This window comes from Bradyrhizobium sp. NP1 (assembly GCF_030378205.1).
Taxonomy (GTDB): Bacteria; Pseudomonadota; Alphaproteobacteria; order Rhizobiales; family Xanthobacteraceae; genus Bradyrhizobium.
Window position 1 is genome coordinate 2,131,873 of the sequence record NZ_CP127385.1, and the last position, 23,480, is coordinate 2,155,352.

22 protein-coding genes and 1 pseudogene are annotated in these 23,480 nt (G+C 66.2%); 8 read left to right on the plus strand and 15 right to left on the minus strand.

Annotated elements, in window-relative coordinates; translation table 11 throughout:
* Window positions 1–7: 7 nt before the first annotated feature.
* Complete coding sequence (locus QOU61_RS10230) at window positions 8–1,003, minus strand: VOC family protein (RefSeq protein ID WP_289658059.1); 996 nt, start codon at window positions 1,001–1,003, stop codon at window positions 8–10.
* A 287-nt stretch (window positions 1,004–1,290) separates the two neighbouring features.
* On the opposite strand from QOU61_RS10230, the gene QOU61_RS10235 reads away from it, so the two are divergent.
* Window positions 1,291–3,456 (plus strand): anthranilate synthase component I, encoded by a 2,166-nt coding sequence (locus QOU61_RS10235; protein WP_289658060.1) that lies wholly within the window; start codon window positions 1,291–1,293, stop codon window positions 3,454–3,456.
* Window positions 3,456–3,995: an adenine phosphoribosyltransferase gene (locus tag QOU61_RS10240; protein ID WP_289658062.1), complete on the plus strand. Its 540-nt coding sequence runs from the start codon at window positions 3,456–3,458 to the stop codon at window positions 3,993–3,995. The genes QOU61_RS10235 and QOU61_RS10240 overlap by 1 nt, the downstream gene beginning before the upstream one ends.
* 14 nt (window positions 3,996–4,009) lie before the next feature.
* On the opposite strand, the gene QOU61_RS10245 is transcribed toward QOU61_RS10240, so the two are convergent.
* The 9 genes from QOU61_RS10245 to QOU61_RS10285 all read right to left on the minus strand — a co-directional run bounded on the left by QOU61_RS10245 (window position 4,010) and on the right by QOU61_RS10285 (window position 14,420).
* A complete protein-coding gene (locus QOU61_RS10245) occupies window positions 4,010–4,669 on the minus strand; it encodes a hypothetical protein (RefSeq protein ID WP_289658063.1) in 660 nt (219 codons plus the stop codon).
* A gap of 60 nt (window positions 4,670–4,729) precedes the next feature.
* Complete coding sequence (locus tag QOU61_RS10250; RefSeq protein WP_289658064.1) at window positions 4,730–5,479, minus strand: P-loop NTPase family protein; 750 nt, start codon at window positions 5,477–5,479, stop codon at window positions 4,730–4,732.
* Window positions 5,480–5,649: 170 nt separating this feature from the next.
* Entirely contained in the window at window positions 5,650–6,873 is a 1,224-nt protein-coding gene (locus tag QOU61_RS10255) for a M48 family metallopeptidase (RefSeq protein ID WP_289658065.1), read from the minus strand.
* Between the two features lie 30 nt (window positions 6,874–6,903).
* A complete protein-coding gene (locus QOU61_RS10260) occupies window positions 6,904–7,464 on the minus strand; it encodes a LemA family protein (protein ID WP_289658067.1) in 561 nt (186 codons plus the stop codon).
* A gap of 297 nt (window positions 7,465–7,761) precedes the next feature.
* Complete coding sequence (locus QOU61_RS10265) at window positions 7,762–8,184, minus strand: COG4315 family predicted lipoprotein (RefSeq protein ID WP_289658068.1); 423 nt, start codon at window positions 8,182–8,184, stop codon at window positions 7,762–7,764.
* A 161-nt stretch (window positions 8,185–8,345) separates the two neighbouring features.
* Entirely contained in the window at window positions 8,346–9,314 is a 969-nt protein-coding gene (locus tag QOU61_RS10270; protein WP_289658070.1) for a small ribosomal subunit Rsm22 family protein, read from the minus strand.
* Between the two features lie 137 nt (window positions 9,315–9,451).
* A complete protein-coding gene (gene smc / locus QOU61_RS10275; RefSeq protein ID WP_289658071.1) occupies window positions 9,452–12,916 on the minus strand; it encodes a chromosome segregation protein SMC in 3,465 nt (1,154 codons plus the stop codon).
* A gap of 247 nt (window positions 12,917–13,163) precedes the next feature.
* Window positions 13,164–13,820, minus strand: coding sequence for a DsbA family protein (locus QOU61_RS10280; protein WP_289658073.1), 657 nt, complete (start codon window positions 13,818–13,820; stop codon window positions 13,164–13,166).
* Between the two features lie 120 nt (window positions 13,821–13,940).
* A complete protein-coding gene (locus tag QOU61_RS10285; protein WP_289658075.1) occupies window positions 13,941–14,420 on the minus strand; it encodes a DUF721 domain-containing protein in 480 nt (159 codons plus the stop codon).
* Window positions 14,421–14,573: 153 nt separating this feature from the next.
* Between QOU61_RS10285 and mutY the strand changes: the two genes are divergently transcribed.
* Both mutY and QOU61_RS10295 read left to right on the plus strand, forming a co-directional pair.
* Window positions 14,574–15,710 carry an A/G-specific adenine glycosylase gene (mutY, locus tag QOU61_RS10290; protein ID WP_289658077.1) on the plus strand — a complete coding sequence of 379 codons (1,137 nt, stop codon included), beginning with the start codon at window positions 14,574–14,576 and terminating at the stop codon, window positions 15,708–15,710.
* Between the two features lie 66 nt (window positions 15,711–15,776).
* Window positions 15,777–16,190: pseudogene (locus tag QOU61_RS10295) on the plus strand (PaaI family thioesterase); the annotation flags it as partial.
* A gap of 11 nt (window positions 16,191–16,201) precedes the next feature.
* Here QOU61_RS10295 and QOU61_RS10300 read toward each other — a convergent pair.
* The gene (locus QOU61_RS10300) at window positions 16,202–17,476 is read right to left on the minus strand and encodes a flavin-dependent oxidoreductase (protein ID WP_289658079.1); all 1,275 of its coding nucleotides are present in this window, start codon (window positions 17,474–17,476) and stop codon (window positions 16,202–16,204) included.
* A 134-nt stretch (window positions 17,477–17,610) separates the two neighbouring features.
* On the opposite strand from QOU61_RS10300, the gene QOU61_RS10305 reads away from it, so the two are divergent.
* Window positions 17,611–18,231, plus strand: coding sequence for a glutathione S-transferase family protein (locus QOU61_RS10305; RefSeq protein WP_289658081.1), 621 nt, complete (start codon window positions 17,611–17,613; stop codon window positions 18,229–18,231).
* Window positions 18,232–18,249: 18 nt separating this feature from the next.
* Here QOU61_RS10305 and QOU61_RS10310 read toward each other — a convergent pair whose 3' ends face one another.
* Window positions 18,250–19,173: a LysR family transcriptional regulator gene (locus QOU61_RS10310; protein WP_289661439.1), complete on the minus strand. Its 924-nt coding sequence runs from the start codon at window positions 19,171–19,173 to the stop codon at window positions 18,250–18,252.
* A 93-nt stretch (window positions 19,174–19,266) separates the two neighbouring features.
* Here QOU61_RS10310 and QOU61_RS10315 point away from each other — a divergent pair, with 93 nt between their 5' ends.
* From QOU61_RS10315 to QOU61_RS10320, 3 genes are all read left to right on the plus strand, one after another.
* The gene (locus QOU61_RS10315; RefSeq protein ID WP_289658083.1) at window positions 19,267–19,710 is read left to right on the plus strand and encodes a nuclear transport factor 2 family protein; all 444 of its coding nucleotides are present in this window, start codon (window positions 19,267–19,269) and stop codon (window positions 19,708–19,710) included.
* Between the two features lie 127 nt (window positions 19,711–19,837).
* Window positions 19,838–19,945: a hypothetical protein gene (locus QOU61_RS37180; protein ID WP_354142536.1), complete on the plus strand. Its 108-nt coding sequence runs from the start codon at window positions 19,838–19,840 to the stop codon at window positions 19,943–19,945.
* Window positions 19,942–20,343: a RidA family protein gene (locus QOU61_RS10320; protein ID WP_289658085.1), complete on the plus strand. Its 402-nt coding sequence runs from the start codon at window positions 19,942–19,944 to the stop codon at window positions 20,341–20,343. The genes QOU61_RS37180 and QOU61_RS10320 overlap by 4 nt, the downstream gene beginning before the upstream one ends.
* Before the next feature lie 220 nt (window positions 20,344–20,563).
* Here QOU61_RS10320 and QOU61_RS10325 read toward each other — a convergent pair whose 3' ends face one another.
* The 3 genes from QOU61_RS10325 to QOU61_RS10335 form a co-directional block, all read right to left on the minus strand.
* The gene (locus QOU61_RS10325) at window positions 20,564–21,250 is read right to left on the minus strand and encodes a glutathione S-transferase family protein (protein WP_289658087.1); all 687 of its coding nucleotides are present in this window, start codon (window positions 21,248–21,250) and stop codon (window positions 20,564–20,566) included.
* A 142-nt stretch (window positions 21,251–21,392) separates the two neighbouring features.
* Window positions 21,393–21,719 (minus strand): hypothetical protein, encoded by a 327-nt coding sequence (locus QOU61_RS10330; protein ID WP_289658088.1) that lies wholly within the window; start codon window positions 21,717–21,719, stop codon window positions 21,393–21,395.
* 88 nt (window positions 21,720–21,807) lie between these two features.
* Entirely contained in the window at window positions 21,808–22,944 is a 1,137-nt protein-coding gene (locus QOU61_RS10335; protein WP_289658090.1) for a site-specific DNA-methyltransferase, read from the minus strand.
* Window positions 22,945–23,480 lie beyond the last annotated feature (536 nt).

The following is a 23,480-nucleotide window of genomic DNA, read 5'->3' on the forward strand; positions in this document are numbered from 1 at the left end:
GGTCTCCTTAATTCTCCCGCACCCCGTCCCACCAGGCGCAGGTGCCGGACATCAGCCGGTAATTGCCTTCCATCACCTGGACCGGCGCGCGCAGCCCGCGTTCGGCGGCGCGCATCCGCATCTCGCGCGCGACCTCGCGATCGCGGTGCGGCAGCCAGACGCGCTCGTGGCCCCACAGGCTCGGTCCGTCCGTCATCTCGACCGGCTGCCAGCTCTTCGGATCGATCTCGCGGCCGCCCCAGCCGCATTCGACCATGAAGGCGGACGGCGTCTTGGCATAGAACGAGGTCATGAAATCGTTGGTGTGGCGGCCGAGCGTGACGCCGATACGGTCGGGCTCGCTCAGCGCGACGTCATAGGCCTGGCCGACATCGTCGAGCGAGAACATCTCGACCATCAAATGATGCATGCCGTTCCTGCCGGTCTCGATCAGCGCCAGCGAGTGGTGGCGCGGATTGAGATGGAAGAAATAGGCGCGGAACGGCTTTTCGATGTAGTCGGACAGCGCAAAGCCCAGCGTCTCGACATAGAACGGCATCACCGCACCGATGTTTTCGACCGTCAGCACCACGTGGCCGAGGCCAAGCGGGCCGGTGCGAAATCCCGAGATCGCGCGGCCCGGCGCGAACGGGGTGTCGTCGATCTCGGCGCCGTGAAAGGCTTCGAGCCGGTTGCCGGCGGGATCGCGGAACGCGATCAGCGCGCGGACACGCCGCGCATCGGCCAGCGCCTGCGGCTCGGCCGTGACCGTCACGCCGGCCGCTTCCAGCCGCGCGCCGAGCGCATCGAGGGCTGCGGCATCCGCGACCTCCCAGCCGAAGAAGCGGGACGCCTCGCCCATCTCGCGGTCGATCACGATGCGCTGCTTGCGGTCGTCCATGCGGAAGGCGAGCAGGGAGGCGCTGCGCTCGACCGCCTGCAGGCCGACCAGACGGGTCCCGAATTGACGCCAGTCGTCGAGATCGGTCGATCCGAACCCGGCATAGCCCAGGGATCTCAGCATCGCATCCTCCCTAAAATGCCCGTGAATTCCGTGCGATATCGAAATCCTACGCCTATTTTGAGGCCCGTCCACCTTGACGCGGCAGCCCCGCCATGGTGATACCTAGGCCATGAGCACCCAGGTCCACCCCCTGACGCGTTGGTGGCGCACCTCTTAAAGAGGTGGCCGGTGCGATTTCTGTTTCTCCCATCGTTCGAGGCCGCCATCGCAGTGCGGCGGCCTTTCGTTTGTCCTGTGTGGCGCTCCCTCGGCAAGTCTGGTTCGACAAGTCTGGTTAAGAGGATCACATGAACAGGACAGTCTTTTCGCTGCCAGCCCGGGGCGAGTACCGCACCCGCGGCGGCCTCTTGGTGAAGCGTTCGGTCGAGCAGTTTTCCGGCGGGGCGAGCCGCCTCGATGATCTGATCGAGCTGTTGGACCGCCGCCGCGGCGTGGTGCTGTCCTCGGGCACCACGGTGCCGGGCCGCTATGAGAGCTTCGATCTCGGCTTTTCCGACCCGCCTCTGGTGCTGGAAACCGCCGGCGTCAATTTTGCGCTCACCGCGCTCAATGAGCGCGGGCAGGTGCTGATCGCCTTTCTCGGCGATGTCATCAGCGATGCCAGCGTCGTCATCACCGAGCGCAGCGCCACGCGCCTTGCCGGGCATATCCTGCGCGGCGCCGCGCCGGTCGAGGAAGACCAGCGCACTCGCCGCGCCAGCGTGATGTCGCTGGTGCGCGATCTGGTGGCGGCGTTTTCCGCAAATGACGATCCGCTGCTCGGCCTGTTCGGCGCCTTCGCCTACGATCTCGTGTTCCAGATCGAGGACCTCGTGGAGAGGCGTGCGCGCGAGAAAGATCAGCGCGACATCGTGCTCTATGTGCCCGACCGCCTGCTCGCCTATGACCGCGCCACCGGCCGCGGCGTGGTTCTGAGCTATGATTTTGTCTGGAAGGGCCGCTCGACCGAGGGTGTTTCGCGCGACACCGCCGCCAGCGTCTATGCGAAGACGCCGCGGCAGGGATTTGCCGACCATGCGCCCGGCGAATATCAGGCGACCGTGGAACTGGCGCGGGCCGCGTTCGCGCGCGGCGACCTGTTCGAGGCGGTGCCGGGACAGCTCTTCGCCGAGCCCTGCGAACGGTCGCCGGCCGAGGTGTTTCAAAGGCTGTGCAGGATCAACCCGTCGCCCTATGGCGCGCTGATGAATCTCGGCGAGGGCGAATTCCTGGTCTCGGCCTCGCCCGAGATGTTCGTGCGCTCCGACGGCAGGCGGGTCGAGACCTGCCCGATCTCCGGCACGATCGCGCGCGGGGTCGACGCCATCGGCGACGCCGAGCAGATCCGCCAGCTCCTGAACTCGGAAAAGGACGAGTTCGAGCTCAACATGTGCACCGACGTCGACCGCAACGACAAGGCGCGCGTCTGCGTGCCCGGCACCATCAAGGTGCTGGCGCGGCGGCAGATCGAGACCTACTCGAAGCTGTTTCACACCGTCGACCATGTCGAAGGCATGCTGCGCCCTGGCTTCGATGCGCTCGACGCCTTTCTCACCCATGCCTGGGCGGTCACGGTGACCGGCGCGCCGAAATTATGGGCGATGCAGTTCGTCGAGGATCACGAACGGTCGCCGCGGCGCTGGTATGCCGGCGCGATCGGCGCGGTGAATTTCGACGGCAGCATCAATACGGGGCTCACCATCCGCACCATCCGCATGAAGGATGGCCTGGCCGAGGTGCGGGTCGGCGCGACCTGCCTGTTCGATTCTGATCCGGCCGCCGAGGACCGCGAGTGCCAGGTCAAGGCTGCGGCGCTGTTCCAGGCGCTGCGCGGCGATCCGGCAAAGCCGCTGTCGACCTTCGCGCCCGATGCCACCGGAAGCGGCAAGCAGGTGCTGCTGATCGACCACGACGACAGTTTCGTGCACATGCTGGCCGACTATTTCCGCCAGGTCGGCGCCAGCGTCACGGTGGTCCGATATGTGCATGCACTGGATATGTTGCGGCAAAGAAAGTGGGATCTCTTGGTGCTGTCACCGGGACCGGGCCGCCCCGAGGATTTCAGGATTTCCGGCACCATCGAAGCGGCGCTGGAGAAGGAGCTGCCGATCTTCGGCGTCTGCCTCGGCGTGCAGGCGATCGGCGAGTATTTCGGCGGCCAGCTCGGCCAGCTCGGCCAGCCCGCGCACGGCCGGCCCTCGCGCGTGCAGGTGAGGGGCGGGCGGCTGATGCACAGCCTCCCGAACGAGATCGTGATCGGCCGCTACCATTCGCTCTATGTCGAGCGCGACAGCATGCCCGACGTGCTGGAGGTCACCGCCAGCACCGAGGACGGCGTCGCGATGGCGATCGAGCACAGGACGCTGCCGGTCGCCGGCGTGCAGTTTCACCCGGAATCGCTGATGTCTTTGTCAGGCGAGGTGGGTTTGCGTATTGTCGAAAATGCCTTTCGATTGGACGTGGGGACGAATTGATGAGCTTTGATCTCGATCTGAAGAGCAGCATCCGCACCATTCCGGACTACCCGAAGAAGGGCATCCTGTTTCGCGACATCACGACGCTGCTCGCGGACGCCCGCGCGTTCCGCCGCGCCGTCGACGAGCTGGTGCATCCCTGGGCCGGATCGAAGATCGACAAGGTCGCCGGCATCGAGGCGCGCGGCTTCATCCTGGGCGGCGCGGTGGCGCATCAGGTCTCGGCCGGCTTCGTGCCGATCCGCAAGAAGGGCAAGCTGCCGCACACCACGGTGCGGATCGCCTATTCGCTGGAATACGGCCTCGACGAGATGGAGATGCACGCGGACGCGGTGCAAGCCGGCGAGCGCGTGATCCTGGTCGACGACCTCATTGCCACCGGCGGCACCGCCGAGGGCGCGGTGAAGCTGTTGCGCCAGATCGGCGCCAACGTGGTCGCCGCCTGCTTCATCATCGACCTGCCCGACCTCGGAGGCGCGGCCAAGCTGCGGGCGATGGACGTCCCGGTGCGCACGCTGATGAGTTTTGAAGGGCACTGACGTGCGCGGTCCGGCTACGGCACCAGCTTGAGCTCGATGTCGCGGAACGCGACATAGTTGCGTCGGATCCATTGATGCAGCTCGGTCGATGAATCCTTCTCGCCGCGCAGGTAGTCGGTGAAGGAGAAGCTCACCCGGTCGATATAGGTCTTCAGGAACACCGGCAGCGCCGGCAGGCGGAAGACGTGGCCGTTGGCCATCGCCTCCGGCAATTCGCCGCGCACCACGAACTCGTTGTCGACCGTGATCAAATTGGCGCGCGGAATCTGCTGGCGCAGCGCCTCGTGGCTGCGGGCCGAGCCGCGGTCCGTATCGGCCATGAACAGGACGATCGGCGCGATGTTGCGCCGCACCGCTTCCTTGATGAAGCCGATCTCCTCGATCATCCGGAAGAACTCGTCGAAGGCGTGGAAACCGAGATCGATCACCTTGGCGACGCCGTCGTCGATGATGACGCGGTCCATCAGCGCCATCTTGCCGTAGGTGTCGACGACATCGGCGGTCTCGGTGATCGAGGGCAGGTATTCGAGCAGCGACGGCTCTTTCAGGTTGATGTCGAACGCAACCGCCTCGCCGTTCTTGAGCAGCAGGAATTCGCCGAGCAGCCGCGCAAGCAGCGTCTTGCCGACCATTGGGCGCGGCGAGCAGACGATGTAAATCGGGGTTGCAGACATTTCAGGCTATATCGGGCGAAATTTCCACCCGATCCAGCCCGATCAGCGCGGAAGCCGCAACTATTTTTCCCCGGCGCGTGTGGTCGACTTGGCGCCGACCAGGTCGGTGAGCTTGATCCGGTCGAACTCGCTCCAGACATTGGCGAGCCAGTGCCGGACGTAACCGCGCAGCACGAACGAATAGTTGGCGGGATCGTCGTTGAGGCCCTTGTTGGCGACGAATTTCAGGAACGGCACGGAGGCGACCTCGACCTGCTCGAACGCCATTTCGTTGAGCTTGGGAATGGTCAGGTCGGTCGCGTCCTTGATGCGGTGGAAATAGGAATTGTAGGTCGACTGGTCCCACTCGAAGAAGCTGGTGTTGTTGATGAAGTTCTTCACCAGGAAGTATTTCGCGCCGACCATGAAGTTCGCGGTCTCGGCGATCTCGTCGAGCGAGGCGATCGAGGGCCCGAGGATGTGGAACACCGCAAAGGTGATCTGGCCGGAGCGCGCGGCATCGAGGAAGCCGATGTCGCGCAGGGCGGCCAGCGACGGCGACAGCAGGCCTGCGCGCACGTCGATCACGGTGACCGAGGGCCCCGCGTTCAGGGTATCGAAGATCTTCATCTGGTCCGGGGTCGTCGTCATGTCGACGATCTCGGTGATCTCGGGGTGGAACCGCTTCAAGGTGCCGCGCGGGGATTCGGTGTCGAACGCCCGGGTCACCACGTTATTGGCAGTGAAATAATCCAGCAGGGTCCGCGACACGGTGGTCTTGCCGACCCCGCCCTTGTCGGCACCTACAACGATAACAACCGGCTTCGCCATTGAATTTCCCCAAAAAACCGCGCCCCCGATCGCGGTGGCGACCGGCACTTGTGTCTCTCTGCTTTGGGCGCGAACATGGCAGAAACAAGGGAGAATTCAAATTCCTGAATGTGCCTCAAAACGGCCCGTTCGTGCCGGCGTGTCACCATATGGCGGCTTTCCATGAAGCGCTAATGGCGGCCCCACGGCCCCGTCGGATCGCCCCAAGGACCTGATGGAGCACCCGGCGGGCTGCCTTGCGGCTGACCGGCGCCACCGGACCGGTTTCCCCACGGTCCCGGCAGCGGCGGCGTTGCGTCCGTGTCCGGCTGCTCCGCCCGGTCGTCCGGTGTCCCCTCCGGGTGCATCGGCAGCGCGAGCGGGCCCTCGTAATGGCCGCCGGCATATTTCACCAGAGCCTGCACCCGCGCCTCCACCGACGGATGGGTGGCAAACAGGTCGGCAAAGCCCTCGCGCGGATTGTCGACGCAGAGCTCCATCACCGCGGAAGTTGCGCCCGGCAGCTCGCCGCGGCCCTCGATCTTGCGCAAGGCCGAGATCATGGCGTCGGGATTCTTGGTCAGTTCGACCGATCCGGCATCGGCCAGGAATTCGCGCGAGCGCGACAGCGCGAGCTTGACCACCTGCGACAGGAACCAAGCCACGATGAGCAGCGCGATCGCGATGACGATGATGAGGATGGCCGCGCCGCCCGAGCTCTTGCGGTCGCTGCTGCCGCCGGAGGACGACGACGAGGAGGATGAGCCGGAGGACGACCAGGACGAGCCGCCGCCATACCAGCCGTAATTGCTGAAGTTGAAGAAGGTGCGGAAGATCAGTTCGCCGAAAAATCCGACCACGCCGGCGATGATCACCGCGACCACCATCATCTGGACGTCGCCGTTCCTGATATGGGTGAGCTCGTGGCCGAGCACGGCCTCGATCTCCCCGTCGCTCAGCGTGTTCAACAGCCCGGTGGTGACGGTGACGGCATATTGGCGCTGGTTCAGCCCGGTCGCGAAGGCGTTGAGCGCATCGCTGTCCACGATCTTCAGCTTCGGCATCGGGATGCCGCGCGAGATGCACAGGTTCTCCAGCAGATTGTACAGCCGCGGCTGCTGCTGCCGCGTCACGGCTTCGCCGCCGGTCACCGCGTCGATGATCGACTGGTGGAAGAAATAGGCGATCACGATCCACAACGCGGCGGCGATCGTGGCGTAGGGAAGCGACCAGATCAGGTCGCGCAGCGCAGCGCGCAGATAATAGTCGACCGAGCCGTCGCCATTGTTGAGCACCTCGATGATCAACGCGCCGGCATAGACGATCACATAGACCAGCACGAACAGGCCGGTCAGCAGCAGCATCGAACGGAACTTGTTCGATGCGATATGCGTGTAGAGACCGTAGGCGGCCATGATCCGCTCCGGCTGCGCGCGGCGCCTGCTCTAGAACTTCACGCTCGGCGCCGTCTCCACCTCGGTGCGGCTCGCGCCGAGGTCGAAGAAGTCCTTGCGGGTGAAGCCGAACATGCCGGCAAACAGCGCCGCAGGCATCTGCTGGATGCCGGTGTTGTATTCCTGGACCGCGTTGTTGAAGAAGCGGCGGCTCGCCGCGATCTTGTTCTCGAGGTCGGAGAGCTCGGAGGCGAGCTGCTGGAAGTTGGCGTTGGCCTTGAGGTCGGGATAGGCCTCCGAGAGCGCGATCAGCCGGCCGAGCGCGCCGGAGAGCTGGTTCTCGGCGGCGGACACCTGTGTCGGTCCTTGCGCCGACATCGCCGAATTGCGCGCCTTGATCACGTCGTCGAGCGTGCCGCGCTCATGGGCCGCATAGCCCTTCACCGTCTCGACCAGGTTCGGGATCAGATCGTGGCGCTGCTTGAGCTGCACATCGATGTCGGCAAAGGCCTGGTTGACGCGCTGGCTGAGTGCGACCAGGCGGTTATAGGCGCCGAAGGCGAACAGGACGAGGACGACGACGATGCCGAGGATGATCCAGCCGGACGACATGGGGAAGAACTCCAGGGTGGGGGAAACCGGGCGAGGCTAGCGCATGATCCGGAAAGGTGGATACCGGTTTTTCGCTCGCGGCAATGGCGGAACGTGTTTGCGCGGAGATCATGCCTCAACGAGAGCTGACGAAAATCAGGGCGCGGATCAGCCGGCCCGAAAAGTGGACTTGCTTTGGTCGGACCGAAGCTGCGGGAGGTTCAAGCGGTGAAGCCGAACCGGGCAATGGACGGCCGGAGAGGCCGGGTGGCGATGCCTGAGGCGTCACGACGCCATGTCGGGCGCCGTCTTTCGCCCTTACTCGGGCCGGGCGACATGCCATTGCTGGGCAAAGCCGTTGACGTCGCCGGGCGCCTTGTCCGCCTGCGAGGTGTAGAGCGGGCGATAGCGATAGGCCCACATCTTGCTGCCGTCGGAGCGGATGATCACGGTGAAGTCACCGGATGCCTTGGCGTCGGCGGGCGCGGCGAGCGGCTTCCACTGTTCGGTGCATTTGCCGTCGCAGGTCGACTTGTTGCCGCTGTCGTCCCGGTCGAAATAATAGAGGGTCATGCCCTGCAGATCGACCAGCATGTAGCCTTTCTTGGTCGTGGCGATGCGGGCTGGCGGACCCTCCTGCTTGGGCGGAGGAGGAGGCTCGGAGGACGCGCCGTGCCCGCTCGCCAGCGCCGTCTCTGCCGCGAGCAAAATCGCGGCCGCAACCATCATAATCCTCAGCACGCGAAAACCCTTATGGTGAATGCCGCGTTAAGTATCGAACGGCGTCCGCGCCGCAGCCGCTATGGCCGGGTCCAGATGTCGCAAAATCAAAATAATGATCGATGAACGCGCGGGAGTGGCGCACCGCCCATGGCGCCGCGTGGACGCTTTGTCGCAGGCCTTCAATCGATGAGGTCGCCCCAGCGGCGCTTGCGGGCAACCGCGTAGGCGGGCTTGTCCCGGCGCGGCGCGCTCAGATGCGCAAGGCCGTCCGCCGTGCAGGCTTTGGTGGTCACCGCGATTTTTGTGATCACGGGCGGCGCGAGCACGCGCGCCAGGCGTCGCTCGGGCGCGGTCCTGGACAGCGCCACATAGGCGAACTTTTCATCCTCGAAGGGAAGCTCGGCGCCCTTGATCTGCCGGTGAGCCTGCGAGCGCGGCAGGCGTTGCGAGAAGTGGCACCAGTCCGGCGGCTGAAGCGGGCAGCGATGCTCATGCGGGCAGGGGGCGGCGACATGAGCGCCGGAGGCGATCAGGCGCGTCCGCAAGTCCATGATCCGCGCATAGCCCGCGGGCGTGCCGGGCTCGATGACGACGAGCGTGTCGCGCGTTTTGGCCCACAGCAAGCCGGCAAGATCGTTCCGCGCGTCTTCATCCAGCTCGCCGATCATGTAGCTCGCGATCACGAGATCGGCGCCTTGCGCTTTCGCCAGCAGCGCGAGCGCCTCGCCCTTGTCGTAGGTCATGCCGCGCAGCCGATCGGTTTCCTGCGCAAGCTCGAGCGCTAGCGCGCGCAGCGTGGCATTCGCATCGATCAGCGCGAAATCGGCGAGCGAAGCAAACGCCTGCGACGCCGCCCATGTCGCGGTGCCCGGCCCGGCGCCGACGTCGAGCAGGCTTTGCGGCGCCAGATCGGGTCTGATCTCGATGAGCGCGTCGAGCGCGGCGGTGATGCTGGCGTAGGTCGCGGGCATCCGCACCAGCGCATAGGCAAGCGCATCGGCGTCGTTTCGGATCACCGTCGAGCCGCTCCCTTCGCGGTAGGCCCGCGACATCGAAGCGGCGCGCGGCGCGATCTCGTTGCGCGAGACGCCGTCGAGCTTTGCGTCGAGCGCGGCCTTCAGCGCTACGGGCAGGGAGGGGGAAATCATCTAACGGTGTCATGCCCCGCGCAGGCGGGGCATCCAGTAAGCCGAGAAGACTCGGATTTTCACAGACGGCACTACGTCCTGGATCATCCGCTTTCGCGGATGATGACGTCAAGACGGCGGTACGGCGCGCTAGGACCTCACGCCACGTGCTGGTCGAGGATCTTCACCGCCTCGTCGAGCGCGACCGAAACCAGTTGCGAGACGCCGCGCTCGGCCATGGTGACGCCGAACAGGCGGTGCATACGCGCCATGGTGATCGGATTGTGCGTGATGATGATGAAGCGCGTCTCGGTCGAGCCGGTCATCTCGTGCAGCAGGTTGCAGAAGCGTTCCACGTTGTGGTCGTCGAGCGGCGCGTCGACCTCGTCCAGCACGCAGATCGGCGACGGGTTGGTCAGGAACACCGCGAAGATCAGCGCCAGCGCGGTCAGCGCCTGCTCGCCGCCTGACAGCAGCGACAGTGTCTGCGGCTTCTTGCCGGGAGGTTTCGCGATGATCTCGAGGCCGGCCTCGAGCGGATCGTCGCTCTCGATCAGGTGCAGCGCCGCTTCGCCGCCGCCGAACAGCTCGGTAAACAGCCGCTTGAAATGGCTGTTGACGATCTCGAACGAGGCGAGCAGGCGCTCGCGCGCCTCGCGGTTCAGGCTCTGGATGCCCTGGCGCAGCCGCTTGATCGCTTCCACCAGGTCGTCGCGCTCGGTGGTGAGCGCGGTGTGCTGGGCCTCGACCTCGCGCAGCTCTTCCTCGGCGCGCAGGTTGACGGCTCCTAGCCGCTCGCGGTCGCGGCGCAGTTTTTCGAGATTCTCCTCGATCTCGGCGAGCGGCGGTAGCGCCTGCCCCGGTTCGATCTCGGCAAGCCCGGCGACCGCCTGCGGCTCGACCTCGAGCATGTCGTGGATTTCGCGCTCGATGTCGGCGAGGCGACGCCGCGCGCCCTCGGCGCGTTCCTCGGCGCGCGCGGTGGCCTCGCGGGCGCTGGAGAGCGCTTCGAGCGAAACCTTCGCCGCGCGGTCGGTCTCGGCCATCGCGGCTTCGGCCGCAGCGAGGGCGTCGGCGGCGACGCGGCGGTCGTTCTCGGCAAACTCGATCTCGCTGATCAGCGCCCTGCGCTTCTCGGCAAAGACGGCGGGCGCGTTTTCGAGCTCAGTGCGTTCCGCCGTCACCTCGGTGATGCGGGCCTCGATGGTCGCGATCTGCGACGCCGCGCTGGCCTTGCGGTTCTGCCATTCGTTGCGCTCGGACAGGATCGCCTGCACGCGGCGGTCGGCCAGCTCGGCTTCGCGTGCCAGCGCCTGGGCTTCGGCGCGCACCTGGGCGGCGGCGCGGCGGTGGCCGTCGATCTCGGCGCGCACGGCGCCGAGCCGGGTCTCGGTCTCCAGGCCTGGCGGCAATTCGGCCAGCGCCGCGGTCGCCTTCTCATGCGCGGCCAGCGCCTCGGTGCTGTCGGCGGTGAGGCGGGTGCGGGCTTCCGTCAGCGCCGACTTGCGCGTGGCGTGGCGATTGATCTCGCGCTCGGCCGCGCCATGGCGTTCGCGCGCGGCGTTGGCCTCGCGCTGGGCGGCGCGCCCGGCCTCGCGGGCCGCGCTCTCGGCCGAAGCCGCCACCTTCAGCTCGGTCTCGGCGTTTTCCAGCGCCTGGCGCTTGGCGAGGGCGTCGGCCCGCGCCTGTTCCAATTCGTGTTCGATGTCGACCAGGCGGGCGCGCTCGGCAAGCCGCCGCGCCGCGCCGGTCGGCGCATGGGCGGCTGCGACAAAGCCGTCCCAGCGCCAGACGTCGCCTTCCGGCGACACCAGCCGCTGCCCGGTCTTGAGCTGCGACACCAGCTCGGCGCCGCGCTCCTTGGCCACCACGCCGATCTGCTTGAGGCGCCGCGCCAGCTCGGGCGGGGCCTGGACCAGCGCGGCGAGCGACTCGACGCCCTCCGGCAGCCTCGGATCGTCGGCAGGCACGCCGGCATCGGTCCAGCGCATCGGCGCCGACGGATCGACCGGCGCGTCGAGATCGTCGCCGAGCGCGGCACCCAACGCCTTTTCATAGCCCTTGGCGACGGTGACGCCGTCGATGATCGGCGGCCACAGGTTCTTGGTCTCGCCGTTGACGAGCTTGGAGATGGTGCGCGCCTCGGTCTCGAGCCGCTGCACGCGCTTGTCCGCCTCGTTCAGCGGCGCGCGGGACCCATCGAGCCTGGCGCGCGCGGCGACATGGGCCGCTTCGCTCGCCTGCGCGGCGGCTTCCGCGTCCACCACATGCTGCTCGGCGGCCTCCATCGCGGCGGCGAGCGCTGCGATGTCGCCGAGATCGCCGGTCTGTTCGGCGAGCTTCTGCTCCTCGGCCTGGACGTTGGCGATGTCCTGATCGAGCCGCGCCAGCTTGTCGCGATGGCTGCGCACATTGCCTTCCAGCGCGTTGCGCTTGGCGGTGAGGTCGGCGAGCGCCGTGGTCAGCTCGGAGAACAGGCGCTCGGCATCGGCCAGCGTCGTCTCCGCAGCGGCGACCCGCTCGTCGACGCCGGAGCGTTTTTCGACGCGCTCCCGGATCTCTTCCTTCAGCTCGGCGTCTTCGGTGTCGAGCCGCATCAGCGCGATCTCGGCGTCCGAGCTCTGCTGCTGCTCGCGGGCGACGTCGGCGGAGAACTGCGTCAGGCGACGGTCGAGCTCGGCGACGCGCTCCTTGGCGCGCTCCTCCTCGCGGTCGAGCAGCTCGCGGGCATTGTTGAGCCGTTGCAGGCCGGCCGCGGCGCGTGCCTCGGCCTCGCGCAGGGCCGGCAGCTCGGAGGCGCGGATCGCCTGGATGCGCGCGGCTTCCGCCTGCTCGCGGGTCCGCTCGGCCTGCTCGCGCACGCTGAGCTCATGGACGCGGGCGGCTTCCGCGACCTCGGTGTTGGCGTCGAGCCAGCGCAGGTGGAACAGCGTGGCCTCCGCCTTGCGCACCTTGGCGGCGACCTCGCGGTAGCGGATCGCCTGGCGCGCCTGCTTCTTCAGTCCTTCCATCTGGCCGGCGAGCTGGCCGATCACGTCCTCGACGCGGGTCAGGTTGGTCTCGGCCGCCTTCAGCCGCAGCTCGGCCTCGTGGCGGCGGGCGTGCAGGCCGGCCACGCCGGCGGCGTCTTCCAGCACGCGGCGGCGCTGCTCGGGCTTGGCCTGGATGATCTCGCCGATCTTGCCCTGGTGCACGAGCGCCGGCGAGCGCGCGCCGGTCGCGGCATCCGCGAACAGGATCTGCACGTCGCGGGCGCGCACGTCGCGGCCGTTGATGCGGTAGACCGAGCCGGCCTCGCGCTCGATGCGGCGGGAGATTTCCAGAAGCTGGCTGTCGTTGACCGCGGCCGGCGCGGTGCGATCGGCATTGTCGATCGTCATCACCACTTCGGCGTGGTTGCGCGCCGGGCGGTTGCCGGAGCCGGCGAAGATCACCGCATCCATGTCGGCGGCGCGCAGCGACTTGTGCGAGGTCTCGCCCATCGCCCAGCGCAGCGCCTCTACGAGGTTGGACTTGCCGCAGCCGTTCGGTCCGACGACGCCGGTCAGGCCCGGCTCGATCATGAAGTCGGTGGGGTCGACGAAGGATTTGAAACCGTGGAGGCGAAGGCGCGTGAGCTTCATAGACAGCATTCTCTATTGGCGGGGCGCGAATCTCCCTGCCGGGACAATACCATAGAAGGCAATGTCGGTGTGGGCCGAGTCGCTTCAAGCGCCCGGGATGGCCGGGGACAATGGCCGCGCCGCCGGTTCAGGGCAACGGCTTGACAGGGCTTTTCCCAAGCCTTTTGGAAACGAGCCTTTGGGGAGCAAGACGCTGGGCAGCGCGTCCCGGGTCGAGCGAATCATCAAGCCGTTGAGGCACAAGCGATCAGGTCTTCATCAGCGACTTGATCTTCTTGTCGAACTCCTCGAACGAGGTCTCGCCCTTGATCTTCTCGCCGTTGATGAAGAAGGTCGGCGTCGAATCCACCTTGAGCATCTCGGAGGCGTATTTCTGGTCGGCGGCGATCTTGTCGAGCAGCGCCTGGTCCTTCAGGCAGTCCTCGACCTGCTGCTGGGTGAGGCCCGCCTGCTTGCCGATTCGGGTCAGCGTCTCGGTGGTGTTCTTCACCACCCAGTCGTTCTGCTGCCGGAACAAGAGATCGACCACCGCGAAGTATTTTCCGGCGTCGTCCTTGGCGATGCAGCGCGCCAGCATCGAGCCGGCGGCGGCCTTGATGTCGAGCGGGAATTCGCGGAACACGTAGCGGATCTTGTTGGTGTCGATATATTCCGACTTGATCTTCGGGAACACGGCGGCGTTGAACGCCGCGCAGTGCGGGCAGGTCATCGACGCGAATTCGACGATGGTGATCGGCGCGTTGGCCGGGCCCAGCGCCATGTCGGGCAGCGACACCGGCTTGGCGACGTCGGACGCGCTCTGCGCCAGTGCGTCGGCGATGAAGCGCAGCGGCGAGACGGAGGCGAGGGCGGCAAGGCCGGTCAGGGAAAGAGGGGTCGTGAAGGCGCGGCGCGTGATGATCAACGGTCTGCTCCCGGTCGGCGCGGGTCCGCGCCCAAAGCACTGCAATATGAGGCCTGTTCGCTAGCTTGAAACCGCGATTGTGGCAATGGCGCGCGGCGCGCGCCGGCCGCGGCAAAAGCCTCAATTTCGCTTGATTGAGGCCCCCAATCGCGCCAGCGCCGCGCGCAATTGTTCATCTTCGACGGCGGACAGGGTTTCCTGGACCTTCGACACCGTTGCGGCATCGGGCGCGCGGGGCCGCACGCGGCGATCGCGCCGCGTCAGGGGGGCTTGCCGCAGCGCCAGCCGGCCCACGGCATTCCAGCCGAAGAAGCGGTTGACCCGCGCCAGGATCACGTCGGAGGAGTGCTGGATTTCCAGCGCCATCGGCCCCTCGACCCGCAGCACCAGCGTGGCCGGTTCCTGCGGCTGGCCCTCGACCGGCCGCGGCCATTGGATCTTCAGGGGTTCCGCATGGGCCGCGATCTCGGCGCCCGCGATTTCGCTCCAGCGCGTCACCAGTTCGCGCGCGGCGAAGCCCTGCTTGGCATAGGCGTCGGAGAAGACGTCGCCGAGCAGGACGGAGAGCGGTTTTGCGCTGATGCGACCGGGTTTTGCCACGACTTCTTATAGCACCGTGTCGTTTGGGGCGCGAACGCCAATCGTCGTCGCCGCGGCTGTCCCGGCTCTCCCGGTCGAGCCGCACGCGAAAACTCGTGGATGTCCGGGACAAGGTCCGGGCATGACGTGGAGAGATTGCGCTAGAAGTCGGTGATGAGTTCTTCCGGAGCCTTGAAAACGAAGCCGCGCCTGAGGGCCGCCGACGAGGCCGATCGCCCGGCGCGGCTGCTCGCCTGGTACGACCGCCACCGGCGCACGTTGCCGTGGCGGGCACAGGCCGGCGAGCGCGCCGATCCTTACCGCGTCTGGCTGTCGGAAATCATGCTGCAGCAGACCACGGTCAAGACGGTCGGTCCCTATTTCCAGAAATTCGTCGCGCGCTGGCCTGACGTCGAGGCGCTCGGCAATGCCGCGCTCGACGATGTCCTGCGGATGTGGGCGGGGCTCGGCTACTATTCGCGCGCCCGCAACCTGCACGCCTGCGCGGTCAAGGTCGCGCGCGATCATCGCGGGATTTTTCCCGACACCGAGGAGGGCCTGCGGGCGCTGCCGGGCATCGGGCCCTACACCGCGGCGGCGATTGCCGCGATCGCCTTCAACCGCCACACCATGCCGGTCGACGGCAATATCGAGCGCGTGGTGTCGCGCCTCCACGCGGTCGAGGAGCCGCTGCCGCAGGCCAAGCCAAGGATCCAAGAGCTTGCCACGGCGCTGCTGGATACGGCCGGCGACGGGAAGTCCCGCGCCGGCGACCGGACGTCCCGCGCCGGCGACAGCGCGCAGGCGCTGATGGATCTGGGCGCCTCGATCTGCACGCCGAAGAAGCCGGCCTGCGTGCTGTGTCCGTTGACGGACGGCTGCGCGGCGCGGGCGCTTTCGCTCCAGGAGACGTTTCCGCGCAAGGCGGCGAAGAAGACGGGGGCGCTGCGCCGCGGCGCCGCCTTTATCATCACCCGCGGCGAGGAGCTTCTGGTGCGCACGCGCCCCGCACGCGGCCTGCTCGGCGGCATGACGGAAGTGCCAGGCTCGGAGTGGCGCGCGGCGCAGGACGACAAGGCGGCGCGCGATCAGGCGCCGGCGATCTCAGGCCTTACGCGCTGGCATCGCAAGGCCGGAATCGTCACCCATGTTTTCACCCATTTCCCGCTGGAACTCGTGATCTACACCGCCCGCGTCGCGGCGCGGACACGCGCGCCCGAGGGCATGCGCTGGGTGCCGATCGCAACGCTCGACGGCGAGGCGCTGCCGAACGTGATGCGCAAGGCGATCGCGCACGGGCTTGGCGACTGATCCCTGCGCTTGCTGACACCATGCTGTCAGCAGGGCCGCGCTATCCGGGAGCAAACGGAGGCTCCCATGCTCGCGACCGCGCTCGATTCCATCCCCGTGCCGCCATCGGCCAGGCTGCTCGGCTGGCACCTGCTCGATGCCCGTCCGAAGGACGGCTGGGTCAGGATCGGGTTCGCCGGCAAGAGCGAGTTCTGCAACCCCGCGGGCTTCATCCAGGGCGGCATCCTGTCCGCGATGCTCGACGACACCATGGGCCCCGCCGTGTTCGTCATGACCGACGGCGCGCTCTACACCTCCACCATCAGCATGACCGTCAATTTCCTCAGCCCCGCAAGGCCCGGGCCGATCGTGGGCGAGGCCATCGTCACGCAGCTCGGCAGGACCATCGCCTTCGTCGAGGGGCGGCTGCTGTCGGAAGAGGGCACGGCGCTCGCGATCGCCGGCACCAGCGCGCGGCTGGTCGAGACGGCGAAAGCGCTCGATGGCGGATATCAGCGCGCCGCGCCGCCACGCGGCACGATCGGCGGCTTGGCGTTGAGGGCATCGACCTGGAAACCCGCCACCCGCTTGTAGTTGGCGGCGACCTCCTCCAGCTCCTGCTGCGACAGCACGTCGGTCACGACCGCAAAGCCGTCGGGCGCGCGCTCCTCGACGATCTGCATCACCTGCTCGGGGCCGTTGCGGCGGTTGAGCATCACGAGCTCGGACGTGGCCGGCCGCCGCTCGGCCTCATAGGCGGCAAGCGCAGCCTGCGTCGTGCCGTGGGCGAGGATCTCGCGGCTCAGGACGCGCGCGTCCAGAATGGCCTGCGAGGCGCCGTTGGAGCCGATCGGATACATCGGATGGGCGGCATCGCCCAGCAGCGTGACGCGCCCAAAACTCCATTGCGGGATCGGATCGCGGTCGACCAGCGGATACTCATAGGCGTGCGGGCAGTTCCTGATCAGGCCGGGCACGTCCAGCCAGTCGAACGTCCAGTTCTCGAACCAGGGCAGGAACTCCTCGAGTTTGGCGGTGCGGTTATAGTCCTCGCGCCGCCACTGATAGGTCGGCGGCATGTGCCGCTCGGCGATCCAGTTGATGCGGTATTTGCCGTTCGCGTCGGGCGCTCTCGAGATCGGATAGCAGACGAATTTCAGCGTCTCGTGGCCGGCCATGATCATGGTGCGGCCGGTCAGGAACGCGCCCGCCAGCGTGATGCCGCGCCATAGGATGCGGCCGTTCCAGATCGGCGGGCCCTCGTCGGGATAGAGCTTGTCGCGCACGGTGGAATGGATGCCGTCGGCGGCGATCAGCAGCGCGCCCTCAAAAGTACCCGCGGGCCGGCCGGTCGCCTTGTCGATGAAGTCGGCGCGGATGCCGTCCCCGGTTTCGGCCCACGCGGACAGATGATGGCTGGTCAGGACGTTGTCGCGGCCGAGCCGCTCGATCGCGGTCTCCAGCAGGATCTGCTGCAGCATGCCGCGGTGGATCGAGAACTGCGGCCATTTGTAGCCGGCCTCGATGCCGCGCGGCTCGCTCCAGATCGGCTGGCCGCGCTTGGAGAAATAGGCGAGCTCGCGGGTGCGCACGCCTTCGGCATCGAGCCGGTCCGCAAGGTCGAGCTCGGTCAGCTCGCGCACCGCATGCGGCAGCACGTTGATGCCGACCCCGAGCGGCCTCAATTCCGGCACGCTCTCGAACACGCGTGCGGGGATGCCGACCTGGTGCAGGCTGAGCGCCAGCGTCAGGCCGCCGATGCCGCCGCCGGCAATGAGAACCGTCATGCTGGATCCCTTTCTCTCGCACCGCGTCATGGCATGGGGTTGTGCCCAAAGGCAACGCCGGAAGTGATCGATCCGGCCGTAGACGGCGGAACCGCGCGCCAGTAACCTCCGCGCGCTTTCACATGAGGACGGCCATGCTCAAGCTCTATTACACCCCCGGCACCTGCGCGCTCGCATCCCACATCGCTCTGGAGGAGGCCGGCGCCAGCTACTCGACCGAACGGGTCGACTTCAAGACCAACCAGCAGAACAGCTCGCAATACCTTGAAATCAATCCGAAAGGCCGCGTGCCCTCGCTGGTGACCGACAAGGGCGTGCTGACCGAGACGCCGGCGATGCTCGCCTACATCGCGCAGACGTTTCCCAAGGCGAAGCTCGCGCCATCGGACGACGCCTTCGCGTTCGCACAGATACAGTCCTTCAACAGCTATCTCTGCTCCACGGTGCATGTGAATCACGCCCACAAGGGGCGCGGCTACCGCTGGGCGAGCGAGGAAAGCTCGTTTGCCGACATGAAGCGCATGATCCCGAAGACGGTCGGCGCGAGCTTCGCGCTGATCGAGAGCAAGATGCTGAAGGGGCCGTGGGTGATGGGCGACACCTATACGATCTGCGACCCCTATCTGTTCACGCTCACGCTGTGGCTGGACGGCGACGGCGTCGACGTGTCGACGCTGCCCCGGGTGATGGACCACTGCAAGCGGATGGAAGGGCGGCCGGCGGTGAAGAAGGTGCTGGCGGAGCAGCGAGCCTGAAGCCGGCGCGGCCGGGCGCTACGCCGGCTTGCGCCGCGGCTGGTCCAGCCCGCGCCCGGTTTCGAGCATCAGCCGGCGCAGCCAGATCGAGCCCGGGTCCATCTGGGCCCGGGTGGGATAGAACATGTACTGCTCGTCGGTTCCGGGATCGAACGGCGGGGTGACCGGGACCAGCGACAATTGCTTCGCCAACGCGCGGATCAGCCGCTGCGGCACGAACGCGACGAGGTCGGTTCGCGCGGCGACATGCAGCGCCTCGATATAGCCGGGCACGACCAGCGCAATGCGCCGTTCGACGCCCCTGGTGCGCAGCCACTGGTCGATCAGATCCTCGCTCTGGCCGCGGATGATCACCGCCACATGGCGCGCGGCGAGAAACGCCTCGCGCTGCTTCAGCTTCGCTGCCATCGGATGGCCGCTGCGCACCGCGAGCGCATCGCTGTCGACATAGAGAAGCTGGCGATGGAAGCCGCCGAACGCGTTGCCGATCGAGATCACGAGGTCGATGGTGCGGGCGAATTCGGCGGTGAAGATCGCCGGCCCCCGCCACGGCACCACGTCGATGCGCACATTTGGCGCAGCACGCGTGATCTTTTCCATCAGCGGCGGCATCAACAGCTCGACCGCGAGGTCCGGCATCATCAGGCGGAACTGGCGCTCGCTGCTGATGGCGTCGAACGCGTCAGGCAGGAACAGCGCGCGCACATGGTCGAGCGCCTGCGCCAGCGGCGCGCGCAGGCCTTGCGCGCGCGGCGTCAGCTCCATGCGGCTGCCGACGCGCACCAGCAGCGGATCGCCGATCAATTCGCGCAGCCGCCGCAGCGCGTGGCTCGCCGCCGGTTGCGACAGGCCGATCCGCATCGCGGCACGGCTGACATTGGCCTCCTTCAGCAGCGCGTCGAGCGCCACCAGCAGGTTGAGGTCAAGCGAACTCAAATTCATGAAGAGAATATATATCATATCCCCTATCGATTGGACGAATTTCATTCCGCGCGCGATGGTCGGCCAGGCCCCTTCGAGAATGGAGAATCCGCCATGAGCGCCGCCGCAAACAAGAAGCTTCTGGAAGACATTTTCGCCATTGCCAGCCATCCGGATCCGGCTGTCCGCGATCGCTCGCTGCTGATGGCGAGCCTTGCCGACGACGCGACATGGATGGTGACCGGGCAGTATTCCTGGTCACGCACCTTCCATGGCAAGCAGTCGATCATCAGCAATCTGCACGGCTATGTGCGCTCGCTGCTGGTCGAGCGCGGCCGCACCGTCGCCCGCCGCATCATCGCCGACGGCGATATCGTCGTCGTCGAGGCCAAGGGCGACAACCTCACCAGGAAGGGCGAGCGCTACGACAACGATTATTGCCTGGTGTTCCGGCTCGAGAACGGGAAGATCAAGGAGATCAGGGAATATTGCGACTCGGTGCTGACGGAAAGGGCGCTGGGGAAATTTCCGGAAATGACCGGCCGTGCTGCGGGCTGAGAGCTTGGCCGGCGCCGGCGATCGGCGCCGCGCGACGGTCTCGCCGCGCCGCTCGATCCGCGCCATCACAGGGCGGCTCGTTGCGCTGGTTCGGCGCTGGCGCGAACACGATCGCGTGCGACGTCATGTGGCTGTGATGACGGAGCGGGAGTTGATGGATATGGGTAGCTGCTGGTCGGAGATATCGGACCACGTCAACAAGCCATTCTGGAAGGCGCAAGGGAGAAGACGATGACGAAGCCGTCGAAGGAATTCATCAATCGCGCGCCGGTCGGCTATTCGCATATCGCGAAGGTCAACCGCGGCACGCTGATCTATCTGGCAGGGCAGGTGTCGACCGATCCGTCCGGCAAGCTGGTCGGCGAGGGGAATTTCGAGGCCCAGGTCGATCGCGTGTTCGCCAACGTCAAGGCGGCGCTGGAAACGGCTGGCGCCACCATGGCCGACATCGTCAAGCTCAACACCTATGTCGTCGCCTCGGTGCCGCCCGACGACATACCCAAGATGCGCGCGATTCGCGACCGCTACGTCAATGTGGAGAAGCCGCCGGCCAGCACGCTCGTCGTGGTCAGCCGCCTGGCGCGGCCGGAATGGCTGATCGAGATCGAGGCGGTCGCTGCGGTCGACGAGTAGGCGTGCCGAGTTCGGGTTCGAATACCGACTCGGTCGTCATTGCGAGGAACGACGGCGACGAAGTTCGTGGGGTGGGCAAAGCCAACGGGTCCGCGCGAAGCGCGGCCCGATGACAGGCTTTGCCCACCATTCAACTCTTCAACTGTCGTCAAAAAGAAAGGTGGGCATGGCGCGAGATGCGCCTTTGCCCACCCCACGATTTTTCGTGGTGCCGCGACGGTCAAGCCACCTTGGCCTTGAGGTGGCCGAACATGAAGTTCTTCGCCTCCTCGTCCATTTCGGTCTTGAAGACGAACTTGTCCTTCAGCGCCAGCGCGCGGGCGGCGGCCGGCCGCGCCCCGACTTCGTCGACTAGGCGCTTGACGTTCGGGTACTTGGTGTAGGCGTCCTCGCCGAGCGCGAACGGCGCCATCCGCGCCCAGCCCCAGAACGCCATGTCGACGATCGTGTACGTATCGTCGACCATGTAGCGCTGCTTCGCCAGATGATCGTCGAGGATCTTGTAATGGCGGTTGCCTTCATACTGGTAGCGGTTGTGCGCGTATTCGAGATCCTTCGGCGCGAAATGCTTGAAGTGCACCGCCTGGCCCGAATAGGGGCCGATGCCGGTCGCGATGAACATCAGCCAGGACAGGAGCTGCGCGCGGTTGTTCGGCGTGTCGGGCGGCAGGAACTTGCCGGTCTTCTCACCGAGATAGAGCAGGATCGCGTTGCTGTCGAACACAGGGACGCCGTCGTCGTCGATCGCCGGCACCTTGCCGTTCGGGTTGATCTTGAGGAATTCCGGCTTGAACTGCTCGCCCTTGCGGGTGTCGACCGCCACCAGCTCGTAGGGCAGGCCGGATTCTTCCAGAAACAGCGCGACCTTGGTCGGGTTGGGTGCGCCGTTGAAATAGAATTTCAGCATCGGAAATCTCCCTTGAAACCTTGTTGGCCCCATGAACGTGAGGCGCGGCGGCCCCGCCGCCGGCAAGGCGTTTTCCATGCGCAAATTTTCAAGCCAAGCGCAAGCGACGAGTTTGTGAGGAGTGGCCCCCGACGGATGCTGCTCAGCCGAAAAAGACGAGGCCGACAACGCCAGCGACCGCAAAGCCGCTACCTGTCGCGAGCATCAGCATCGCGAGGCGCACTGTCGCATGTCGCCGCGAGACGTGAACAGCGCGCTCGGACCTCGGCGCATAGCCGTGCACGACGATCTCCTGGTTGAAATCGCTGCTTGCCAGCAGCACGTCGGATAAGCCGGCGGACATCAGGAGTGCGCCGAGCAGGGCAAGGCCGGCAAAACCCAACAGACCGATCATCAATATCGGGAACATGCCGACCACGAAGATCGGTAACAGCGCGATCAGAAGCGATGTCTCGGATTGTCGTCGCATCGGATGACCAATCGGGAGACGGGGTGGCAGCTTCGCGGGATTCTAGTCACCGCTAAAGCGGGTAATCAAGGGCCGCGTCGAAGGAACTTTAAGCGCCCGCCGCCATCTGGCTGCGGATCTCGGCGCGCAGCTCGTCGATCAGCTTCAGGCCCTGCTTGGTCTCGACATGCCAGAAGGTCCAGCCGTTGCAGGCTTCGGAGCCCTGCGCCACCGCTCCGATGCGGTGGATCGAGCCGACCTTGTCGCCGAGCATGATGGCGCCGTCGGCGCGGACCAGTGCGCCGACGCGCTTCCTGGCGTCGACCAGCCTGGTGCCGGGCATGATCATGCCGCGCTCGATCAGCTCGGAGAACGCCACGCGCGGCGCCTCGCGCGCGGTCATGAACGGCGCGAGCGAGGCTTCGGGCAGCGGCTCGACCGCGGCGATGCGCGCTTCCGCGGCCCTGGCATAGGCGGTATCGCGCTCGAAGCCGATGTAGCGGCGGCCGAGCCGTTTTGCCACCGCGCCGGTGGTGCCGGTGCCGTTGAACGGATCGATCACGAGGTCGCCGGGTTTCGACGACGACAGCAGGACGCGCGCCAGCAGCGCTTCCGGCTTCTGGGTCGGGTGCACCTTCTTGCCGTCCTTGCCCTTCAGCCGTTCCTCGCCGGTGCAGAGCGGGATCAGCCAGTCGGAGCGCGCCTGCACGTCCTCGTTCGCCGCCTTCAGCGCCTCGTAGTTGAAGGTATAGCCCTTCGCCTTTTCGTCGCGCGCGGCCCAGATCATGGTCTCATGCGCGTTGGTGAAGCGGCGGCCGCGGAAATTCGGCATCGGGTTCGACTTGCGCCAGACGATGTCGTTGAGCAGCCAGAAGCCGAGGTCCTGCATGATGGCCCCGACGCGGAAGATGTTGTGGTAGGAGCCGATCACCCACAGCGTGGCGGAGGGCTTCATCGCGCGGCGGCAGGCGAGCAGCCAGGCGCGGGTGAAATTGTCGTAGTCGGCGAAGGAGGAGAACTTGTCCCAGTCGTCGTTGACGGCGTCGACATGGGATTCGTCGGGCCGCTTGAGCTCGCCCTTGAGCTGCAGATTGTAGGGCGGGTCCGCGAACACCAGGTCGACCGAAGCGGCGTTGAGCTTCGACATCTCGGCGACGCAGTCGCCGGTGATGATGCGGTGTTGTTCCGGGGACTCAAAATTTGTGCGGGGCGCCCTTGCAGACGCCCCGCGACGCGACACAACCATGACTCAAATACTCTGACTCAGGCGACGCTGTCGGCGACGCGGGACCAAACAACCGACTGGCGCTACATTGACCCGGCAAAGTAAAAATCGACTTAAGGAACGAGCGAAGCTAACGGCATCCGTGATCTCGTCGCGCGTCGCGGCCGCGACATTCGCGCGCGTCTCGCAAACGCGCGTTCTGGATCGTCGCGCGATGGCCGCTGCGCAAAGCGGTCGCAACGCCGCCGTTTCAGCCTCGTTTCCGCCGGAAAGTCTCGCGATGGATCGGCCGTCGGCATGAAGAGACCCGCACTAGGCAATTTTTGCCGGGCAGGATATTGATTAGGGCAAGAGAATTTTTACGTCTGTGGCACGCGGCCGCCTTTGACCTGCGTGGCTGCGCTAGTGTCCCGAATCCGAAGTTCGCAACATTGCACCGCATCCTCTTTCGCGAATTTCGGATTCGTAAGGACACTAGAAACCCATGATTCTAGTGTGGTTTTGGTTCAGAAGTTCTCTTGACGGGCTCGCTGCAACAATGAAGAGAACTTCTGAAC